The following is a 19,742-nucleotide window of genomic DNA, read 5'->3' as shown; positions in this document are numbered from 1 at the left end:
CACAAAGGCAGCGTGAAAAAAGATGCGTATATGTGTTGCGTTATTGCACCGCGAACTCTACCGCCGCGACCTGCCCGGCGTCATCCATCACCAGTAACTGATACTGACCGCTTTTATCAAGGTTAAGGCTTAATAGTTGATCATGACCGTCCAGCGGCTCTCCGTTTAAAAACCACCAGCGTCGCCCTTCGCCACCGGTGGCCTGTAGCGGCAATGTTGCCTGCGAGCGCCCCGGTAACCGTTTGATCACTGCGCCATCGCGGATCCCCGAAAGCAACAGCGGCGGCGGCGCGTTCTCATCGCGCGGAGGACAGGTTTTCGAGCGCGGAGGTAATCTTGCCGCCCGGCGCTCGCCATCAGGTAACCAGGGTTCCAGCGGTAAAGGCCAGACGATGATTGTGCGTTGTTGCGCATCGGGGCAATCTGCCGCGACACGTTGTCCCTGCGCGTTAACCCACACCGGGAAACGAATGCCGCGCGCCCCTTCTTGCTCCGCCATCAACATCGTGGGTGGCTGGCTGTTATCCAGAAGCCAGGTCGCCAGACGGCGGCGACAATTGCTGTCACCTTCCGGTAAGCTCTGCCCGCCAGGCCAGCAGATGACATCGCGGCTGACCGATTCCGGGCGCGGATCCTGCGGTAAACGCGCCAGCTCCAGCGCGGAACGGGGCTGTAGCATATTGTTCACCTGATTGAGCAATGGCACTGCGCTGGCGAAACCAAACTGGCCCGCAACCGGGGTGCCGTCCGGCCTGCCCGTCCAGACGCCAATCACATAGCGGCTATTCAGCCCAATGGCCCAGGCGTCACGATAACCGTAGCTGGTGCCGGTTTTCCAGGCCAGCGGCACCACTTGCGGGAGCGCGCTGTCCGGTAACGGCTGCGCTTCTCCGGCAAGAATGCGGCGAATAATCCACGCCGCGCCCGGCGACATCAGCGTTCTCTCCATTAACGGATCGTCTGGCTGAAAGCGTAATTGCCCGGCCTTGCCGTGGCGCGCAAAGGCACTATACGCTGCGGTGATATCCGCCAGACGGGCGCCTGCCCCACCCAGAATAAGTGACAGGTTCGGCTCCGCGCCTTCCGGCAATTTAAGCGGCAACCCGGCATTGCGCAGCGTGGCGGCAAATTTCTTCGGCCCGTAGGCCTCCAGAACCTGTACCGCCGGAAGGTTAAGTGAGCGAACCAGCGCCTCGTTCATGCTGACCGGTCCGTGAAAACCGCTGTCAAAATTACCGGGACGATAGTCCCCCGTTCGCCGTGGCACATCCTGTAGTAACGAGGCGGGATGAATCAGACCGTCATCCATCGCCAGGCCATAAATGAAGGGTTTTAACACTGAACCCGGCGAGCGGATGGCACTGACCATATCGACATGGCCAAAATGGTTGTCGTCATTAATGTCCACCGACCCCACCCAGCCGCGGACTTTCATGTCCGTATGGTCGACAACGATGATCGCCAGCGAGCTACGCTGGGGCAGACGAGATTTCACACCAGCGGCCAGGTCTTCAAGCTGACGCTGGAGGCTGGCATCAAGTGTGGTGGTAATTTTGAGGCCCGGGTCTTTGCTCAACATATAACGGGAGAAGAGGGGCGCGAGTTGTGGCATCTGACGCGGTGCCAGCCAGACCGGCTCTTCGCGCGACTCCGCTACCTGTTTTTGGCTCCACACACCCTGCGAAACCATGCGATCCAGTACTTTATCCCGCGCCGCCTGGGCACGCTCCGACCAGCGGTCAGGGCGCAGGCGACTCGGTGCCTGTGGCAAGACGGCCAGCAGTGCCGCCTCTGCATAGCTGAGCTGCGCGGGGGATTTACCCAGATAAACCCAGCTTGCCGCCCCAACGCCCTGCAACGTACCGCCAAACGGGGCACGGTTGAGATAGAGCGTCAGAATGTCGCGCTTGGAGAGATGCCACTCGAGTTGCAACGCCCGCCATAGCTGGCGGACTTTACCGCCAAAGGTACGCGGATGGGGATCGAGCAGACGCGCAACCTGCATAGTGAGCGTACTGCCGCCAGAAATAACTCTGCCAGCCAGCAGATCCTGCCATGCAGCACGGGCGACCGAAAGCGGGTTTACGCCAGGGTGTTTCCAGAACCAGCGGTCCTCGTATTCGATAAGCGCCTGTAAATAACGCGGAGAGACATCTTCTATCGCCACCGGATAGCGCCAGATCCCCTCGGCATCAGCGAAGCGCCAGAGCGGCGTGCCATCCTCCGCCACAACGACGCGCGCCGGGTTGACCTCTTTTAGAGGCAGCGGCCAGAGTTTGTCGGCGATAAAAAGAACCAACGGAATAAGAAGAAACGCTCCCGCAAGCCAAAGCCCGCGGGAGCGCCAGGTGCGCCCTTTATTCATGCTATGGGCGAACGATCAACGGACCGCTTGCGGCCCCTGTTGCCCGCCACTGCGGCACATACATAGACTCCACCTGCGGCATCGGCAGTTGATAGGTTCCCGGCGTTACCGCACGCGCAAGGTAAACCAGCGTGACTGGCTGCCCTTCGCTAACGGAGACGGCGGCGACAAAGCGATCATCGCGGAATTCCATATGGGCAATATCTGCCTGCTGCATACGGTTAAGGAGTTCCTGCACTTCGCTGCCGCTATCCTGCAGGCTCGCGCTGCTGCTGGCCAGATTCTGGTTTTCCAGTTCCAGTCCGGCTGGCAGAAGGTCAACTACCAGCGCATCTGGCACGTTGTGGCTGGCGCGTACTTCAAGCCAGACCAGCACCAGTTCGCCGCTTTTCAGCGAGGCCAGTGATTTTGTCTGCCCATCGGTACCGAGGATCTGCCGTTCGATATTCAGGACATTGCTGGCCGGTGCCGGGGTGTACTCCGGATACCCTGTACTGTCGAGACGCAGCCACATCGGGCTTTCACCGGTGTTTGTCACCGTCAGCGCCGTCATCTGGTCCGCATTGAGTTCACGGGTTTGCGGTTTGTCGCCTTTCAGCTCTTCACTGGTCAGGGAGGTCTGTGCCTGCCATGTCCCCGGCAAGTTCTGCAAATGACGACCCGCCAGATAGAGTGCATTGCTTTCCTGGGTGGAGAGCCAGCGTTGGCCATAGGCCTGTTCAGACAAGGTGGTCAGCAACTTGTTCTGCGCATCCGGCAACAGTGAGTTTTCTTCCAGCAGCGACAGCATCAGCGCGTTATCACGCAATTCGCTGCCGTAATCCGCCATCCAGCGCTGCGCTTTCGCACGCGGTGTGGTTAACGCCAGCGCCAGTGCCTGTTCACTGCGCGGAGCATCGCCCATCAGCTTGAGTGCCACCCCCAGTTGCAGCAGAGGCAGGCCAGCTTTCGCCTGCGCATGACGCTGCCACAGTTCGCGCAGCGCGCCGAGTGGAGCTTTCTGCTGACGTGCAAGCACCAGCGCCGCATAGCTTTGCGCCGCAAATTTTGTCGCCTGGACATCGTCGCTGTAACGCACAGCCATCACCGCCGGGTCCTGCAAGTAACGCAGCAGACGGCTATTGGCATTATTCAGCGCCTCCACCGGCACGCTGTAACCCTGCTCTGAGGCGCGGACCAGGAAGTCAGTCACATAGGCGGACAACCAGTACTCTTCCGGCCCGTTTTTATCCCATAACGAGAAGCCACCGTCATCACGTTGCATTTGCAGTAAGCGGGCAATACCGATCTCCACTGCCGCACGGCGCTGTTCATCGCTGTCACCCTTGATACCCATCGCCTTAAGCTGAGCCGCATTGGTATACAACGACGGGAATAGCCCGCTCGCCGTCTGCTCAAGGCATCCGTACGGGTAGGCTTTCAGCTCCTGAATGTAACGGGCGATGTTGAGTGAAGGACGTCCGCTCAACAACAACTGCCCCTGCAGGGCCACTGGCGAAATACGTTTTGTGTGCTCAGCCGGTGCATTCCAGGTCTCATGCGGATAGAGCATGACATCGCTGCTGATGGTCTGTGCCGGGTAAGCCGGACGCACACCGATTTTCCACGATTTAGTCTGCGTCGCGAAGGTTTCCCCCGGCAGCGTCAGGCCTGAAATGGCAGCCGTCACTTCGCCATCGCCATAACCGTCCAGCGCACGTACCGGAATAAAGAGCGTCATCCGCGCCCCTGGCGCTACGTTCACCGGCTTCGGTTGCTCGCTTTCCAGCGCCAGTAAGCCTTTTGCCGCCAGCGCAACATTCAGCGTCTGCGGCTTATCGGTGAGGTTGGTAATATCGAGCGTCAGGCGGCTGGTATCACCGCCGGCCAGGAAGCGAGGCGTGTTGAGCTCGGTAATCACCGGCGCTGCGACAATCACTTTGCTTTCGCTGTTACCGAAGTCTTCCGCGGTCCAGGCCTGCGCCATCACGCGCAGTTCACCGTTAAAGTCGCCAATAGGCAGCGTAACCGTGCCTTCACCCTTGTCGTCCAGCGTAACCGGCTGCGCCTGTTGGGCAATGATGGTGACATGGTTAACCGGTGGCTTGCCGCCACGGTTGAGCTCGTCGCCATCACCACCAAAACGTAACGCAGCAAGACGCCCCTGCCCTTCAATCACCTGACCATAGATATCATAGATATCAGCGCCATAGCGTTTTTGCCCAAAGAAGGCTTCCCACGGATCTGGCGTGACATAATCCGTGATATTCAGCACCCCGCTATCCACTGCGGAGACCAGCACGTTGACCTGTTTTGGCACGGTGCCGTTTTTCAGGCTGGCCTTCACCTTGACCGTCAGCGGCTGGTTCGGACGCATTTTTTGCGGACTTTCCAGGGCCACGGAGAGGCGGCGGTTTTCATCCCCCATCGGCAGATGGAGCAAGCCCACGGCGCGTTTCGGCGTTGCCGATTTGGACTTATCCCCCGGACGCACTACCAGCGTGCTCAGGTAGAGGTCATGGCGACGCCATTTCTGATCCACCGGAATAGAAAGATCCAGCCCTGTCGCGGGCACGTCGATTTCCTGCCACCACAACGGCCCTTCGCTGGACTCAATCATGGCGTAGCCTTTGCCTGCCGCAGGTGCGGTGATGTGCAGCTTAATGGTATCGCCCGGCTGATAGGCAGGTTTGTCCAGCTTCATGGTGACGCGGTCAGGGCGTGCGGCCCCGGTGCCGTCGCTGTTATCCTGCCAGCTATAACCGGCCCAGAAACGGACGCTACTGACGCTTTCATCAGGCGCTTTGACTTCCAGGCGATATGAGCCCCACTCTACCGGTACGGTAATTTTCCCGGTTTCGTCAGCGGCGAGATCCAGCGTCTGCTCATTCTCTACCAGATCTTTTTGATCAAACTGTGACTGCCAGCCTTCGCTTTCCGACCAGTTCCAGTAGTAGTCGCGACGTTCGCGAATCAATCGTACCTGCAGGCCAGAGACCGCTTTTTTCACGCCCTGCGCATCGGCGTAGACAATGTCAAAACCGGCATTACCATTTTCATCAACAATCGGCTGGTTGACGGTGGTATCGGTGCGGTAATCGTAAACCGCCTTCGAGGCAAACTGCGGACGGATACCCGGCAGCACAGGCGCAGGCCAGATAGCCTGTTCAGCACGACGCGTGACCGGACGACCGCCCGATTCAAGCAGGCTTGCCTGCAAAATAACCTGCAACGGTGAGTGAGTTTCCTGCCACTGGCTGGGGGCTGTAACCTGGCCATGGCCTTTTTCATCCAGGGTCAGATGCACTTCATCCAGGGTACGCGTCAGATTTTCATCGGCAATGTCGCCAAACTGAAAACCTGGCAGGGCTTTTACCGCTTCACGTAAAGGGCGCAAATAGAGCTGGCCCTGCAGGGTATTGCCATTGGCCGGCGCACCGTACAGGTAATAGCCAGCGACGTTGAAATCCACATCTTCATCGGCCTTGAGCGGTGTCGGTTGAGGGCTCAGATTCAGCGCCATCCGTTCCGGCATAAAATCTTCTACATGGAAAGACCAGCTACGCAGTTGGTTATCCCCGGTATTGGCGCGAATCGACCATGTACCGGTCTGCGCACTGGCATCCAGAGCGTAGGTAAAATGGTACAGACCGTTTGTCGGCTGGCTTACCACGGTACGCATCACCTGACCATCCGGTTTGACCACCTCAAGCTTCACGGGCTGATCGGCGAGCGGTTTACCGTCGCTGTCACGCAGCAGAGCATTTACGATCACGGTTTCGCCGGGGCGGTAGAGATCGCGCGGACCAAACATAAAGAATTGCTTGCTGTAACCCGGATCACCGGCAATCGCAAATTCCGCCAGATCGAGGGCAGGAAGCTGCAAGTCGAGCAAGGTTGTTTCGCCGTTTTTACGCGCCAGAATCAGTGCCGCTTCTTTGTCCGTGGTCAGCGTGGCATGCCCCTGTGCATCGCTGGTCGCCTGCGCCAGCGTCTGACCTTTATCGTTCAGCAGCACAACATCGACGCCCGATTGCGCCGCACCGTTTTCGAGGCCCTGGGTAAAAATATCTAACCGATTATGGTAACGGTGGGCGGACAGGCCAATATTACTCAGCGTAAAAAGGGTCGCCGCATTGCTATAGCTATAGTGCCCCGCCTGGTTCATAACGGCGATATAGACTCCGGCCTGCTGTAGGGGCTTGATTTCCCCCAGCGGAAGCAGAAGTTTTTCGCGGGTGTTACGTGCCGGATTGAGGTCAAACCGACCGGTGTAAACCAGATCGGCCATTTTCAGCAAATTGTCCGACTCCCAGTTGGTCAGCGCGTTGCGGTATTCCCACTGACTAACGAAAGCCGCCAGCGATTCCGGCTTCACGCGGTAGAAGTTAACATCCACATTATTGACGTTAAGCGCCATAACCGGCAGCCCTTCCACCACTTTTCCGGGCAGTAAAGAACCGCGGCTGGCAAAGCCAACGGTAGGCTGAATATCACGGGTGGTAATCGCCTTTTCGTAATCAATACCAAAAGTGGCTTTATTAAGCGCCACCAGCCCGCGGTCAACGGATACCAACAGTTCGCGGTTGGGTTCAAGGTGACGCAGGCGAAGTTCTTTCAGGTTTGTGGAGAGTTCCCATGCCCCGTCGACTTTGCCATTCTTTTTATCCACCACGTGGACAGCCTGGGCAAAGTTCTGATCCGGGTCGAGCGGAACGGAAAAGGTCAATACCAGGGCGGCCGCGCCCTCAAGCTGGACCTCAGAGGCATCTACCAGCGTTAACGGCTTGCCTTCACTGTTCGCCGCCAGTTGTTTGAGTTTTTCGCCATCCGGTTTTGTCGCGGGTGGCGTTTGACTCGCGGCTGGCGAGGCTGCCGCCGGGGCGGCCTGCGCTTCCTGAGGTTTATCGTTGTTATCACAACCTGCCAATATGAACGCACTAAAGAAGGCGATAGCGATCGCCGTCGAACGTTTCAGTTTCATCCTTTATCCCTGGCCCACAAAGCCTGTTAATTCGTTAAGCGTAAGTATTATGCGTGACTTTGCCGATTACAAACAGCCTCCCAGAATCTGGAAAGCGCTTCGCTGCGTTTAGCCGGTTCGATCAGTCATGTTATCGCGATCACAGGTCGTAACGTTACATGTTACTTTTCAGGTCATTTGTTTTTAAAACAATAAGATAGATAGCTTACTTTTGCGTGCACCTGCTAACGTTAGTGCATCTTCACCCCTTTTTCGCGGTTCATATAAGAGAGAACGTTATGAGCAGAGCCGTTAACGCCCTACAAAATTTCGGTAAGTCCCTCTTTGGTCCGGTGCTGATTTTGCCGATTGTCGGCTTGTTTATCGCCTTCGGAAATATTTTCGGCAACGGCAACCTGGCAGAGTACCTGCCGTTCCTCGGTCATCCGCTGATTCAACATACCGGGCAACTGATTGCTAAATCCGCCGTCTCGGTGTTGGCAAATCTGGCGCTGGTCTTTGCAGTCGGCATTCCCGTTGGTCTCGCCGCACGTGATAAAGGCTATGCCGCGCTCATTGGTCTGGTCACCTTTATCGTGTTTATCAATGCCATGAATGTCACCTTGCAGATGCAGGGCGGGCTGGCAGCGGCCGATCAGATGAAAGCCGCGGGCCAAAGTATGGTGCTGGGTGTACAGGTGCTGGAGATGGGCGTCTTCGCCGGGATCCTCACCGGCGCGCTATCGGGATATCTGTACAACAAGTATTCCGGCGTACAGTTTTCCGGGGCGATGGCTATCTATTCCGGCCACTGCTTTGTCGCCATCATCATGCTCCCTGTCTCTATGGTGCTGGGCGTTGTCATGAGCGAGCTGTGGCCTTTCGCCCAGCATGGCATCAGCACACTGGCAATGGCCATCAAAGGTGCCGGGCCATTCGGCGTGGCCATTTATGGCTTCCTGGAGCGCATTCTGGTTCCCACGGGCCTGCATCACCTGGTCTACACGCCATTTTTATATACCGAACTGGGCGGTACGCAGGAGGTGTGCGGCTCGATGTACCAGGGCGCGCGCAATATCTATTTTGCCGAAATGGCCTGCCCGGACGTGAAACAACTAAGCAGCACAGTGGTCTGGGATGCGCGTGGCATCAGTAAAATGTTCGGCCTGCCCGCCGCCGCACTGGCCATGTATTTGACCGCAACGCCCGAACGCAAAGCGGCGGCGAAAGCGATTCTTATCCCCGCAGCGCTCACCTCCCTTCTGGTTGGGGTGACCGAACCGCTTGAATTTTCTTTTCTGTTCGTCGCTCCACTGCTGTTCGTGGTGCACGCGGTGCTGACCGGCATCGGCATGATGCTTTTCTCCCTGCTTGGCGTCCATGCCATCGGCGCAAACGGCATCATTGATTTCATTCTCTATAACCTGCCGCTCGGCACTGAGAAGTCGAACTGGCCGATGTACATCGTGGTCGGGCTGATTATGTTCGCCCTCTACTTCGTTATTTTCCGTTTCCTGATTTTGCGTTTCGACATGAAGACGCCAGGCCGGGAAACTGAAGACGAAGAGACGCGTTTGTACAGCAAGCAGGATTACCAGGCCAAAGGTAACAACGACGGACTGGGCGAGGCAATTATCGAAGGACTTGGCGGACGCGGCAACATCGAGGTGGTAGACAACTGCTATACCCGTCTGCGCGTCACGGTGAAAGATGTCGCCACCATTGATGAACCACGCCTGAAAGCAACAGGCGCGAAAGCGGTCATCAAACAAGGCAATAACGTTCAGGTGGTCTACGGGCTGCATGTCAAAAAAATGCGAGAAGCCGTTGAGGCGTTTCTCTAAAGGAGACTAAAGATGTTGAAACCCCCATTTATTCTCTCTATCGCCGGTGGCGGCAGCACCTACACGCCAGGGATTGTCAAAAGCCTGATGGTGCGTCTGGAGGATTTCCCGCTGGCGGAAATTCGCCTCTACGACATTGACGAAGCCCGACAGAGTACCATTGCGCCAGTGGTGGAAAAAGTGATTCGTGACCACAGCCAGAGCATCAAGTTTACCGTCACCAGCGACCCGGAAGCGGCCTTTAGCGGTGCCCACTTCGTCTTCGCCCAGATGCGTGTCGGCCAGTACAAAATGCGCGAGCAGGATGAGAAAATCCCGCTGCGTCATGGTGTGGTGGGTCAGGAAACCTGTGGACCTGGCGGTCTGGCGTACGGTCTGCGCACCATTCTGCCAATGGTGGAACTCATTGACCTGGTCGAGCGCTACGCCGATAAACGCGCGTGGATTGTGAATTATTCCAACCCCGCTGCAATTGTTGCCGAAGGGGTACGTCGTCTGCGTCCGGACGCCCGCGTGCTCAATATTTGCGATATGCCGGTGGCGGCGATGCGCAATATGGGGGCGATCCTCGGCGTTGATCGCCACAAACTGGAGGTGGATTACTTCGGCCTGAACCATTTTGGCTGGTTTACCCGCGTGCTTGTTGATGGCGAAGACAGACTGCCTCAACTGCGTGAACACATTGCCCGCTTTGGCCTGCTCACCGAAGATGCCGCGCAGACCGATCCGCAACACTCGGATCCGTCGTGGGTGAAGACATGGCGCAATATTAAACCGCTGATGGATCATTTCCCGGAATATCTGCCGAACCCCTATCTCCAGTACTACCTGATGCCCAATGAGATTGTTGAACATCAGGATCCCAACTATACCCGCGCCAATGAGGTGATGAACGGCAGGGAGAAAAAGCTGTTTGCCGCAGCCCAGGAGTATCAACGTACCGGCGTCTTACCGGATGCGTTTCATGTCGGGGTTCACGGCGCGTTTATCGTTGATGTCGCCTGCTCGCTGGCCTTTGATTTACGTCAGCGCCATCTGGTGATCGTCGAAAATAAAGGGGCGATTGCGAACCTCCCCTACGATGCAATGGTAGAAGTGCCGGCGTACATCACGGCAAACGGACCGGAGCCGGTGCGCATGGGGGCGGTGCCGTTGTTTCATCAAACGTTATTGATGCAGCAACTGGCTTCGGAACAACTGCTGGTTGAAGCCACCATTGAAGGCAGTTACGAAAAAGCCCTGCAGGCCTTTACGCTCAACCGCACAGTGCCCACCATGCAACACGCTAAAGCGATTCTTGATGAAATGATCGCGGCGAATCGCGAATACTGGCCCGCGCTGCAAAAAGCCTGGGAAAATGGGCGGGCGATAAAAAAATAACGAGGATACTCGCGCCTTTTGCGATGGTTGCTTGTCGGGGCAGGAAAAAACGTTAACAATTCAGGATATACCCTGAATAATTCAAGTTGCAGGCAGGCGGCAGATGAGAGAATCCCCGAAGCTTACTGATGTAAGTGACCGGGATGAACGAATCCAGCCAATACACCTGCAGCCTGAAGCATGGCGGGTTTCTTGTTGATGACACGGAGGCAACCATGTCCACCTCTTTTTTTGTCTCAGCCGACTGGCTGATTGAACACGCCGATGACCCCGAGGTTCAGGTCATCGATGCCCGAATGGCACCTGCAGGCCAGGAACACACCCGTAATATGACGGCTGAATACCGCGCCGGGCACATCCCCGGGGCGGTATTTTTTGATATCGAAGCCCTTTCTGACCACACCACTTCGCTGCCGCACATGTTACCGCGCCCGGAAGCCTTTGCCGTCGCCATGCGTGAGCTGGGCGTAAGCCACGACAAACATCTGGTGGTCTATGACGAAGGTAATCTCTTCTCCGCCCCGCGCGCCTGGTGGATGCTACGTTATTTCGGTGTCGAGCGGGTTTCAATTCTGGCAGGCGGATTCGCAGGCTGGCAGCGCGATGAACTGCCGCTTGAGCAGGGTGACGCCAACTTGCCGCAATCTGATTTCGAGGTGAAAGTTGACCCATCACTGGTTAAACGCCTGACTGATGTGCTGCTGGTCAGCCACGAGCGTACCGCACAGCTTGTGGATGCCCGCCCGGCTGCCCGTTTCAACGCCGAGGTGGATGAACCGCGTGCAGGCCTGAAACGCGGCCATATTCCCGGCGCGCTGAATGTGCCGTGGGGCGATCTGGTGGTTAACGGTGAGCTGAAAACGACAGACGAGCTGGAGGCCATTTTCACACGTCAGGGCGTTAATCTGCAGGAGCCGATTATTGTCAGTTGCGGCTCTGGTGTCACCGCCACTGTCGTCATCCTGGCGCTCACCACGCTCGGCGCAAATAACGTGAAGTTGTACGATGGTTCCTGGAGTGAATGGGGCGCGCGCGACGACTTGCCGATTGAACCTGCGTAAATGGATAACCGTTTAGCGCCCCTTTTAACGCGCGGGGAGTCTCTTACCCGCGCCGAATACCGGGTCCTCGCCCACCTCACGGATCACCCGCTGCTGGTGGGCAATATCACCGTCCGCGATCTGGCGACGGCGACATTTGTCTCTACTGCCACCATTATGCGGCTATGCCAGAAACTGGGGTTTAGCGGCTACAGCGAGTTTATCTGGCACTGCAAACAGCTTCTGGCCGATACCCCTCATATTCCAGAGCAGGTTACGGGAAACGGCAATACCCTGCCCGCGCTTTTTCATCAGTTTATGGCGAACTACCAGCAGACCTTTCAGTGGGTGACCGATGAAAAGCGCCGACAGTTCGTCACACTACTGCGCGAGAAAGAGAGTTTTTTTCTTTATGGCGCCGGGTTTTCATATCTGTTTGCGGAATACCTGACAAAAAAATTGCAGGTGCTGGGCAAGACGGCATTTATCTCTGGCCCCGGCGACAGCCGTAATATCTTCCTCAGCAACGCGGCGCGTTACCAGGTGTTTATTGCCGTCTCACGTAGCGGCGAAACGGAACAGGTTCTGGATAAAGCGCGCATTGCACAGAATGTTGGTATGACGGTAATCGCCTTTACTCGCGCCTCGGCGAATACGCTGGCAAACCTCGCGGATTTGCATTTTGCGTTGTATGACGAAGCGGTGCATTTTGCCGCCGAAGCGGCCGGGGTAACGTCGTTTGAGTCGAATCTGGTGTTACTGATGGATTTACTGCTGCTGGAAGCGACGGGCTAAGCCCGTCGACGTATCAGATAATGCGGTTGTTCTTCAGGTCTCGCAGGAAACTGCCCCAGCGGCGCTCATAGAAGGGGGTGATATGGGCAATCATAAAATGGCTGACCCCGTGTTCCCCTTTTACTACCTGACAAATATCCACCGGCTCATCACCCGGTAAGGTATCCATTGCCACACTGCCTGCCGCCTCAATCACACTCTCAATGTCGCCTTCGGCTTCAATACCAATCAGCAGGTTCGGCTGAGCATCATTTTTCTCTTTGATAGAGCAAAGGTATGCACATTTCACATGGTTGAAGGTCGAGAACAATTTGGTCAACGAATCGATCATTTGCGCAGGCGGCTCTGCCACTTCGGACAAAAGCAGCGACATGCCGCCTTCCAGCACTTCCTGCTGGCTTAACGGACTGTCATCTTTACCCACCAGATGGCTGATTTCACGCGGCGTGAGCTCTTTACCGGTCGGTAACTTCGCATTGAGGAACAGCATCTCACCGAGCGTCATTTCAAATAGCGTTCGCGCAGGCATCACCACAAAAGCTTGCTCCGTTTCCACCGCCTGCTGCAGGGCTTCGAGGGAGGTGAAAAAGGGGATCACCGACTGGCCGTCGTCTTTTTCCCAGTGCTGTAGATCCAACGCGCTGTCTTCAACAATGGCTTCATCTTCCGCGGCAGTGCCTGGCACCCAAACAGTGGATTCCAGCAGTTTGCGGAAAAATGCCGGGCGGTAAGCCGGCTCGGTCGCCGCTTTTTCCAGCAGGCTATCGAGAGTTTCAGGCTCGTGATGATGGTCGTGATCGTGGTCTGAATGAGACATAAATTTTACTGTTCGTTTAAGCTGTTTGATGCCCTCACCCCGGCCCTCTCCCACAGAGAGGGGGACGGCCTGCACCGTACAACCCCCTCCCCCCTTTGGGGAGAAGGTCAGGATGAGGGGAAAATTACTTCGCGGTCAACAGATTCGCGATGGCACGCACGCCAAGGCCCGTCGCACCCGCAGCCCACTGCTCCACCGCCGCTTTACGATAGGTCGCAGAGCAGTCGATATGCAGCCAGCCCTGCTGATAATTTTCCACAAAGTGCGACAGGAAACCTGCCGCCGTGCTTGCCCCTGCCGGGAACGCCGCGCCAGCGGTGTTATTCAACTCGGCAAAGTTTGACGGTAGCTGATTACGGTGGAATTCCGCCAGCGGCAAACGCCAGAACGGCTCGTTTTCCGCCGCAGCGCTGGCCAGTAAACGGTTTGCCAGTTTGTCATCGAAGCTAAACAGCGCATGATAGTCATTACCCAATGCGGTTTTGGCAGCCCCGGTCAGGGTCGCGGCATCAATGATAAATTGCGGTTTCTGCGCAGAGGCATTAATCAGACCGTCTGCCAGCACCAGACGCCCTTCCGCATCGGTGTTCATGACTTCTACGGTTTTGCCGTTGCGGTAGCGGATGATATCGCCCAGTTTGAAGGCGTTGCCGCTGACCATGTTATCCGCGCAGCACAGGTAAAGTTTCACACGCTTTTTCAGGCCGCGCGTAATCGCAAATGCCAGTGCGCCGGTCACCAGCGCAGCACCGCCCATATCGGATTTCATCGAATCCATAAACGCGGTCTGCTTGATGCTATAACCACCGGAATCGAAGGTAATGCCTTTACCGACCAGGCAGGCATAGATTGGCGCTTCTGCATCGCCCGTCGGGTTATAATCCAGCGACAGCAGTACCGGGGGACGTTCAGAACCGCGCCCGACAGTATGGATACCCATATACCCTTTTTCGCGCAGATCTTCACCTTTCACGATCCGGTAAGAGACCGCCTCGCCGCCCACGTCATTGAGCAGATCCACAGCGCGTTGCGCCAGTTGTTCCGGCCCGAGATCTTCTGCCGGCGCATTGATGATGTCACGCACCCAGTCGATAGTTTTCAGACGGCTGTCGAGCTCTTTTTGATCTGACTCTGATAAGGTCGGCCACTCAACATTGCGCGTCCCTTTCGGCCCTTTGTAACCAGCCCAGAACGCCCAACTGCGATCCGCGTTCCAGCCTTCACCGCTCAGCGCGACATGCTTTATGCCCATGCCATCAATTTTGCGCGCGGCGCGCTGGATTAAGCCCGTGTCATCTTTACCGGTCAGGTGCAGGGTGATGCCGTCGTTATTAATACTGTAGAGCGCTTTTTCGCCCCAACGAGCGTCTGCGCCCTGGGTCGTCAGCGTAATTTTCATCGCTTCTGTTGTCATTGTTTTGTCCTTTAGCGCATGGGATATGAAAACGGGCCGCCAGAAGGCAGCCCGTCGATATCAAGATGCTTCATCTAACCAGACTAGCAGAATTGCTTCGAGAATCTTTTCGTTCGATGCGTTCGGATCGTCATCAAAATCTTCCAGATCGCAAATCCACTGGTGCATATCGGTGAAGCGGACAGTTCTCGGATCGAGATCCGGATTAGCGTCATACAGCGCCTCGCCGATCTCGCGACTGTCGGTCCATTTCAGTGCCATATTAATGCTCCCGGGCGTGGTTGATAGTGTAACGCGGGATCTCCACAACCAGATCTTCGTCGGTGACGCGCGCCTGGCAGCCCAGGCGACTTTCCGGCTCCAGACCCCAGGCTTTATCCAGCATGTCGTCTTCGTCTTCGCTGCTTTCCGGCAACGAATCAAACCCTTCACGCACGACACAGTGGCAGGTGGTGCAGGCGCAGGATTTCTCACAGGCGTGTTCAATCTCAATACCGCCACGCAGGGCTACATCAAGAATGGTCTCGCCGCTCTTAGCTTCCAGAACTGCGCCATCGGGACAGAGGTCCTGATGAGGCAGAAAAACGATCTTTGGCATGTTAAACCTCGTCGACGGAATGGCCTTTTAACGCGGTGCGCACGGATTGATCCATGCGGCGCGCGGCGAATTCCTGGGTTTGTTTGTCTAGATTTTTAATGGCTTGTTCGATGGCATCAGTATCATCGCCGTTAGCAACCGCACTTAACTGTGCGATAGCCTCGTCGATAACCGTCCGCTCTGCGGCGCTTAACAGCGCGGCATCTGTCGCCAGCGCACCGTTCAGGCTTTCCAGTACGCGGGCAGCTTCCACTTTTTGTTCGGCCAGCATACGCGCTTTCACGTCCTGCTCAGCGAAGCTCATGGAATCTTTAATCATGGTGGCGATTTCGTTGTCGGTCAGACCGTAGGAGGGCTTGACCTGGATAGCCGCTTCAACGCCGGTGGATTTCTCCATCGCCGTCACGCTGAGCAGGCCGTCCGCATCCACCTGGAAAGTAACACGGATATGGGCGCCACCCGCTGGCATCGCCGGGATACCACGCAGCGCAAAACGCGCCAGCGAACGGCAATCCTGCACCAGTTCGCGCTCGCCCTGCATTACGTGGATAGACATGGCCGTTTGACCATCTTTGAAGGTGGTGAACTCCTGCGCACGCGCCACCGGAATGGTGGTATTACGCGGGATAACTTTTTCCACCAGCCCACCCATGGTCTCCAGGCCAAGCGACAGCGGGATCACATCCAGCAGCAGCATGTCGCTGTCTGGCTTATTGCCCACCAGAATATCGGCCTGGATCGCCGCGCCAATCGCGACAACTTTATCCGGGTCGATGGAGGTCAGCGGCGTACGACCAAAAAACTCACCCACTTGCTCGCGAACCAGAGGTACACGCGTGGAGCCGCCCACCATGACCACTTCCAGCACTTCGTTCGGCTCAACGCCCGCGTCTTTCAGCGCGCGACGGCAAGAAAGTAAGGTACGTTTGACCAGCGTCGAAATCAGCGCTTCGAACTGTTCACGGGTCACTGTGCCCTGCCAGCCAGCCACCTCAACGGTGACGGACGCGGCATCGCTCAGCGCAATTTTTGCGGCAATGGCGGCGTCAAGCAGTTCACGCTGCAGACGGTTGTCGCCATGCTGAGGCAGGTTCGCCTGCTCGCGGATAAAATCTGCCAGCAGATGATCAAAGTCATCGCCGCCCAGCGCGGAATCACCGCCGGTGGCCAGCACTTCAAACACCCCGCGACTTAAGCGCAGAATGGAAATATCAAAGGTACCGCCGCCCAGATCGTAAACGGCAATTACCCCCTCTTTCCCGGAGTCCAGGCCATAGGCTATCGCCGCTGCGGTCGGTTCGTTGAGCAAACGCAGAACATGCAGGCCCGCAAGGCGCGCGGCATCTTTGGTGCCCTGACGCTGTGCATCATCAAAATATGCCGGAACGGTGATAACCACACCGTCCAACTCGCCGGACAGGGATTCCTGCGCGCGCAGCGCAAGGGATTTCAGGATATCGGCAGAGACGCGGATCGGGTTTATCAGCCCCGCGCTGGTGGCGATCATCGGCAGACCGTTCTCGCTTGCCTGCAATTGATACGGCAGATGTGGGTAACGTGCCTGAATGTCGCTCAACGCGCGGCCCAGCATACGTTTTACGGAACTGATGGTATTAACCGGATCCTGTGCGGCGTTGGCACGCGCGTCATAACCCACGGTATGTTCGGTGGCTGAATAGTGCACAACCGAAGGTAACAGATGACGCCCGGCGCTATCGGCAAGGGTCTCGGCCTGGCCGCTGCGTACAGTAGCAACCAGAGAATTGGTGGTGCCTAAATCGATACCTGCCGCCAGACGACGCTGATGCGGCGCGGCACTCAAACCAGGCTCACTAATTTGTAATAAGGCCATCTTGTGCTTCCAGAAAAATTAAAAACCGAGCAGTTTTTCTTCGAGTTGTTCTATTGAGCTGCGCAGTTTATCGAGAAAACGCAGTTTACGCACGGTATCCGCCGCGACATCCCACGTTTCAGTATTCAGTTGTTCAATCAATTGCTGATGGCGGGAATCAAACATACCTTTCACGCGTTTGCTAAAGCTTTCCAGACGCGCCTGATCCCGCGCCTGTTCAATCTCATCAAGCTCTTCACGCAATTCCAGTTGTTCCATCAGAAAAGCGGTATCGCGCACCGTGTGCTGTTCGCTGGCGAGATCGAAGCCATGCAGTGAAAGGAGATATTCCGCGCGGTTCAGCGGGCTACGCAGCGTCTGCCATGCCTGATTGATGGTTGCAGACTGCTGCAGCGCAGCCAGTTGTTCTGCCTGGGTTCCGCTGGCGAATTTATCCGGATGGTATTGACGCTGCAGATCCTGGTAACGTGACGCCAGCGCCTGAATGTCAATCTGATAGTGGGCGGATAACCCAAAGAGCGTGAAGTAATCCATAGCAATCTCGGAATAGCCTGCTAAAACAAACCCCACGCACAGTCATACTCTGCGTCCTTCACGCTGTCTCAGCGCGAAGGATGTGAGTCTGTTCTATGGTGGGGCTTATCGGTGAAATGCAATTACACGTTAAAGCTTTCGCCGCAACCGCACTCGTCTTTGACGTTCGGGTTGGTGAACTTAAACCCTTCGTTCAGGCCTTCTTTAACGAAATCCAGTTGCGTGCCATCAAGGAATTGCAGGCTCTTGCCGTCGATAACGACCTTCACACCTTTATCTTCGAACACGGTGTCTTCCGCCGAGGGTTCGTCAACAAATTCCAGTACGTAGGCCATGCCAGAACAACCAGAGGTTCTGACCCCCAGACGCAGGCCAAACCCTTTACCGCGGTTGGCCAAAAAGTTATTCACTCGCGTTGCAGCACTGTCGCTCAGGGTAATCGACATACAATGCCCTCAATTATTTTGCTTCACGTTTACTTTTGTAGTCCGCAATTGCGGCCTTAATCGCATCTTCCGCCAGAATAGAGCAGTGGATTTTTACCGGCGGCAATTCCAGCTCTTCGGCAATGTCAGTGTTTTTAATTGCCTGCGCTTCATCCAGGGACTTGCCTTTTACCCACTCGGTGACGAGTGAACTGGAGGCGATTGCCGAACCGCAACCGTAGGTCTTGAAGCGCGCGTCCTCAATGATACCTTCATTGTTGACTTTGATCTGCAACTTCATTACGTCGCCACAGGCTGGCGCACCCACCATACCACTACCAACGCTCTCATCGCTGTTGTCGAAAGAGCCGACATTGCGCGGGTTTTCGTAGTGATCGATTACTTTTTCGCTGTAAGCCATGTTCTGTTCTCCTGATTCCGCTACCGATTAGTGATGTGACCATTCAATGGTGTTCAAATCCACGCCCTGTTTGAACATTTCCCACAGTGGAGAAAGTTCGCGCAGACGACCAATGGAGTTGCGAACCAGCTTGATGGCGTAGTCAATCTCTTCTTCGGTAGTGAAACGACCTAAAGAGAAACGAATAGAGCTGTGTGCCAGCTCGTCAGTCATACCCAGCGCACGCAGCACGTAAGAGGGCTCCAGGCTCGCCGAAGTACAGGCAGAACCAGAGGAAACCGCCAGGTCTTTGAGCGCCATGATCAGCGACTCGCCTTCAACGTAGTTAAAGCTGACGTTGAGGATGTTCGGTGCGCCCTGGTCGAGATCGCCGTTCAGGTAGACCTCTTCCATATCTTTCACGCCGTCCCACAGACGGTTACGCAGACCGCGCAGACGCGCCATCTCGGTTTCCATCTCTTCTTTGGCGATACGGTAGGCTTCACCCATGCCGACAATCTGGTGTACTGGCAGGGTACCGGAACGCATGCCGCGCTCGTGACCGCCGCCGTGCATCTGTGCTTCGATACGGATACGCGGTTTACGACGCACGTACAGCGCGCCAATCCCTTTCGGGCCATAGATTTTGTGGCCGGAGAAGGACATCAGATCCACTTTCAACTGGCTCAGGTCGATAGGCAGTTTGCCCACGCTCTGGGTCGCATCAACGTGGTAGATAATGCCGCGCGCACGGCACATTTCGCCGATGGTCGCGATATCCTGTACCACACCGATTTCGTTGTTCACGTGCATAATGGAGACGAGGATGGTGTCGTCACGCATGGCCGCTTCGAGCTCTTTCAGGTCGATGATGCCGTTGCGCTGAGGCGCCAGATAGGTCACGTCGAAACCTTCACGCTCGAGCTGACGGCAGGTGTCCAGCACGGCTTTGTGTTCGGTTTTGCTGGTGATGATGTGCTTGCCTTTTTTCTGATAGAAGTTGGCCGCACCTTTGATCGCCAGGTTATCAGATTCGGTCGCGCCAGAGGTGAAAACAATTTCACGCGGATCGGCACCAACCAGCTCAGCAATCTGATTACGGGCGATATCAACCGCCTCCTCAGCTTGCCAGCCAAAACGGTGAGAACGAGAAGCTGGGTTACCAAAAGTCCCGTCCAGAGTCAGACACTGCATCATTTTCTCAGCAACACGCGGATCCACCGGCGTCGTTGCGGAGTAATCGAGATAGATCGGTAATTTCATTGCTCTATAAACTCCGTACATCACTCAATGCAATGAATCAGGCTACCGGCTGGATGTACGACCGTTTATACGG

15 protein-coding genes are annotated in these 19,742 nt (G+C 56.2%); 4 read left to right on the top strand and 11 right to left on the bottom strand.

The window, feature by feature from the left end:
- Positions 1-40: 40 nt before the first annotated feature.
- Complete coding sequence (pbpC, locus tag ABU190_RS00400; RefSeq protein ID WP_354690079.1) at positions 41-2,365, bottom strand: peptidoglycan glycosyltransferase PbpC; 2,325 nt, start codon at positions 2,363-2,365, stop codon at positions 41-43.
- A gap of 1 nt (position 2,366) precedes the next feature.
- Positions 2,367-7,328, bottom strand: a complete 4,962-nt coding sequence (locus ABU190_RS00395) for an alpha-2-macroglobulin (RefSeq protein ID WP_354690078.1) — start codon at positions 7,326-7,328, stop codon at positions 2,367-2,369.
- Between the two features lie 278 nt (positions 7,329-7,606).
- On the opposite strand from ABU190_RS00395, the gene ABU190_RS00390 reads away from it, so the two are divergent.
- The 4 genes from ABU190_RS00390 (at position 7,607) to ABU190_RS00375 (ending at position 12,366) form a co-directional block, all read left to right on the top strand.
- Entirely contained in the window at positions 7,607-9,151 is a 1,545-nt protein-coding gene (locus ABU190_RS00390; RefSeq protein WP_354690077.1) for a PTS transporter subunit EIIC, read from the top strand.
- 12 nt (positions 9,152-9,163) lie between these two features.
- A complete protein-coding gene (locus ABU190_RS00385; RefSeq protein WP_132439067.1) occupies positions 9,164-10,531 on the top strand; it encodes a 6-phospho-alpha-glucosidase in 1,368 nt (455 codons plus the stop codon).
- A gap of 215 nt (positions 10,532-10,746) precedes the next feature.
- Complete coding sequence (gene sseA / locus ABU190_RS00380) at positions 10,747-11,592, top strand: 3-mercaptopyruvate sulfurtransferase (protein WP_039079789.1); 846 nt, start codon at positions 10,747-10,749, stop codon at positions 11,590-11,592.
- Positions 11,593-12,366, top strand: coding sequence for a MurR/RpiR family transcriptional regulator (locus tag ABU190_RS00375; protein ID WP_354690076.1), 774 nt, complete (start codon positions 11,593-11,595; stop codon positions 12,364-12,366).
- 13 nt (positions 12,367-12,379) lie between these two features.
- Here the strand turns inward: ABU190_RS00375 and sseB are convergent, their stop codons facing one another.
- From sseB to iscS, 9 genes are all read right to left on the bottom strand, one after another.
- The gene (gene sseB, locus ABU190_RS00370; RefSeq protein WP_354690075.1) at positions 12,380-13,183 is read right to left on the bottom strand and encodes an enhanced serine sensitivity protein SseB; all 804 of its coding nucleotides are present in this window, start codon (positions 13,181-13,183) and stop codon (positions 12,380-12,382) included.
- Between the two features lie 124 nt (positions 13,184-13,307).
- Positions 13,308-14,597, bottom strand: a complete 1,290-nt coding sequence (gene pepB, locus ABU190_RS00365) for an aminopeptidase PepB (protein WP_039079659.1) — start codon at positions 14,595-14,597, stop codon at positions 13,308-13,310.
- A 60-nt stretch (positions 14,598-14,657) separates the two neighbouring features.
- A complete protein-coding gene (gene iscX / locus ABU190_RS00360) occupies positions 14,658-14,858 on the bottom strand; it encodes a Fe-S cluster assembly protein IscX (RefSeq protein WP_039079658.1) in 201 nt (66 codons plus the stop codon).
- A gap of 1 nt (position 14,859) precedes the next feature.
- On the bottom strand, positions 14,860-15,195 hold the full coding sequence (gene fdx / locus ABU190_RS00355) for an ISC system 2Fe-2S type ferredoxin (RefSeq protein ID WP_039079657.1): 336 nt from the start codon (positions 15,193-15,195) through the stop codon (positions 14,860-14,862).
- A gap of 1 nt (position 15,196) precedes the next feature.
- Positions 15,197-17,047, bottom strand: coding sequence for a Fe-S protein assembly chaperone HscA (gene hscA / locus ABU190_RS00350; RefSeq protein ID WP_079496155.1), 1,851 nt, complete (start codon positions 17,045-17,047; stop codon positions 15,197-15,199).
- A gap of 18 nt (positions 17,048-17,065) precedes the next feature.
- Positions 17,066-17,581, bottom strand: coding sequence for a co-chaperone HscB (hscB, locus tag ABU190_RS00345; protein ID WP_039079655.1), 516 nt, complete (start codon positions 17,579-17,581; stop codon positions 17,066-17,068).
- Between the two features lie 122 nt (positions 17,582-17,703).
- Positions 17,704-18,027 (bottom strand): iron-sulfur cluster assembly protein IscA, encoded by a 324-nt coding sequence (gene iscA, locus ABU190_RS00340; RefSeq protein ID WP_039079654.1) that lies wholly within the window; start codon positions 18,025-18,027, stop codon positions 17,704-17,706.
- Positions 18,028-18,040: 13 nt separating this feature from the next.
- Positions 18,041-18,427, bottom strand: a complete 387-nt coding sequence (gene iscU / locus ABU190_RS00335) for a Fe-S cluster assembly scaffold IscU (protein ID WP_003860661.1) — start codon at positions 18,425-18,427, stop codon at positions 18,041-18,043.
- 27 nt (positions 18,428-18,454) lie between these two features.
- Positions 18,455-19,669: a cysteine desulfurase gene (gene iscS / locus ABU190_RS00330; RefSeq protein ID WP_039079653.1), complete on the bottom strand. Its 1,215-nt coding sequence runs from the start codon at positions 19,667-19,669 to the stop codon at positions 18,455-18,457.
- Positions 19,670-19,742 lie beyond the last annotated feature (73 nt).

Source organism: Phytobacter sp. RSE-02 (genome assembly GCF_040578655.1).
Taxonomy (GTDB): domain Bacteria; phylum Pseudomonadota; class Gammaproteobacteria; order Enterobacterales; family Enterobacteriaceae; genus Phytobacter; species Phytobacter diazotrophicus.
This window is presented reverse-complemented; position numbering and strand designations above follow the sequence as displayed.

Bases quoted from the DNA above. Each gene is read 5' to 3' on its own strand.
- iscU (WP_003860661.1), bottom strand. From the start codon at position 18,427: ATGGCTTACAGCGAAAAAGTAATCGATCACTACGAAAACCCGCGCAAT.
- ABU190_RS00390 (WP_354690077.1), top strand. From the start codon at position 7,607: ATGAGCAGAGCCGTTAACGCCCTACAAAATTTCGGTAAGTCCCTCTTT.
- sseB (WP_354690075.1), bottom strand. From the start codon at position 13,183: ATGTCTCATTCAGACCACGATCACGACCATCATCACGAGCCTGAAACT.
- ABU190_RS00375 (WP_354690076.1), top strand. From the start codon at position 11,593: ATGGATAACCGTTTAGCGCCCCTTTTAACGCGCGGGGAGTCTCTTACC.
- fdx (WP_039079657.1), bottom strand. From the start codon at position 15,195: ATGCCAAAGATCGTTTTTCTGCCTCATCAGGACCTCTGTCCCGATGGC.
- iscS (WP_039079653.1), bottom strand. From the start codon at position 19,669: ATGAAATTACCGATCTATCTCGATTACTCCGCAACGACGCCGGTGGAT.
- iscX (WP_039079658.1), bottom strand. From the start codon at position 14,858: ATGGCACTGAAATGGACCGACAGTCGCGAGATCGGCGAGGCGCTGTAT.
- ABU190_RS00385 (WP_132439067.1), top strand. From the start codon at position 9,164: ATGTTGAAACCCCCATTTATTCTCTCTATCGCCGGTGGCGGCAGCACC.
- iscA (WP_039079654.1), bottom strand. From the start codon at position 18,027: ATGTCGATTACCCTGAGCGACAGTGCTGCAACGCGAGTGAATAACTTT.
- hscB (WP_039079655.1), bottom strand. From the start codon at position 17,581: ATGGATTACTTCACGCTCTTTGGGTTATCCGCCCACTATCAGATTGAC.
- pbpC (WP_354690079.1), bottom strand. From the start codon at position 2,365: ATGAATAAAGGGCGCACCTGGCGCTCCCGCGGGCTTTGGCTTGCGGGA.
- sseA (WP_039079789.1), top strand. From the start codon at position 10,747: ATGTCCACCTCTTTTTTTGTCTCAGCCGACTGGCTGATTGAACACGCC.
- pepB (WP_039079659.1), bottom strand. From the start codon at position 14,597: ATGACAACAGAAGCGATGAAAATTACGCTGACGACCCAGGGCGCAGAC.
- hscA (WP_079496155.1), bottom strand. From the start codon at position 17,047: ATGGCCTTATTACAAATTAGTGAGCCTGGTTTGAGTGCCGCGCCGCAT.
- ABU190_RS00395 (WP_354690078.1), bottom strand. From the start codon at position 7,328: ATGAAACTGAAACGTTCGACGGCGATCGCTATCGCCTTCTTTAGTGCG.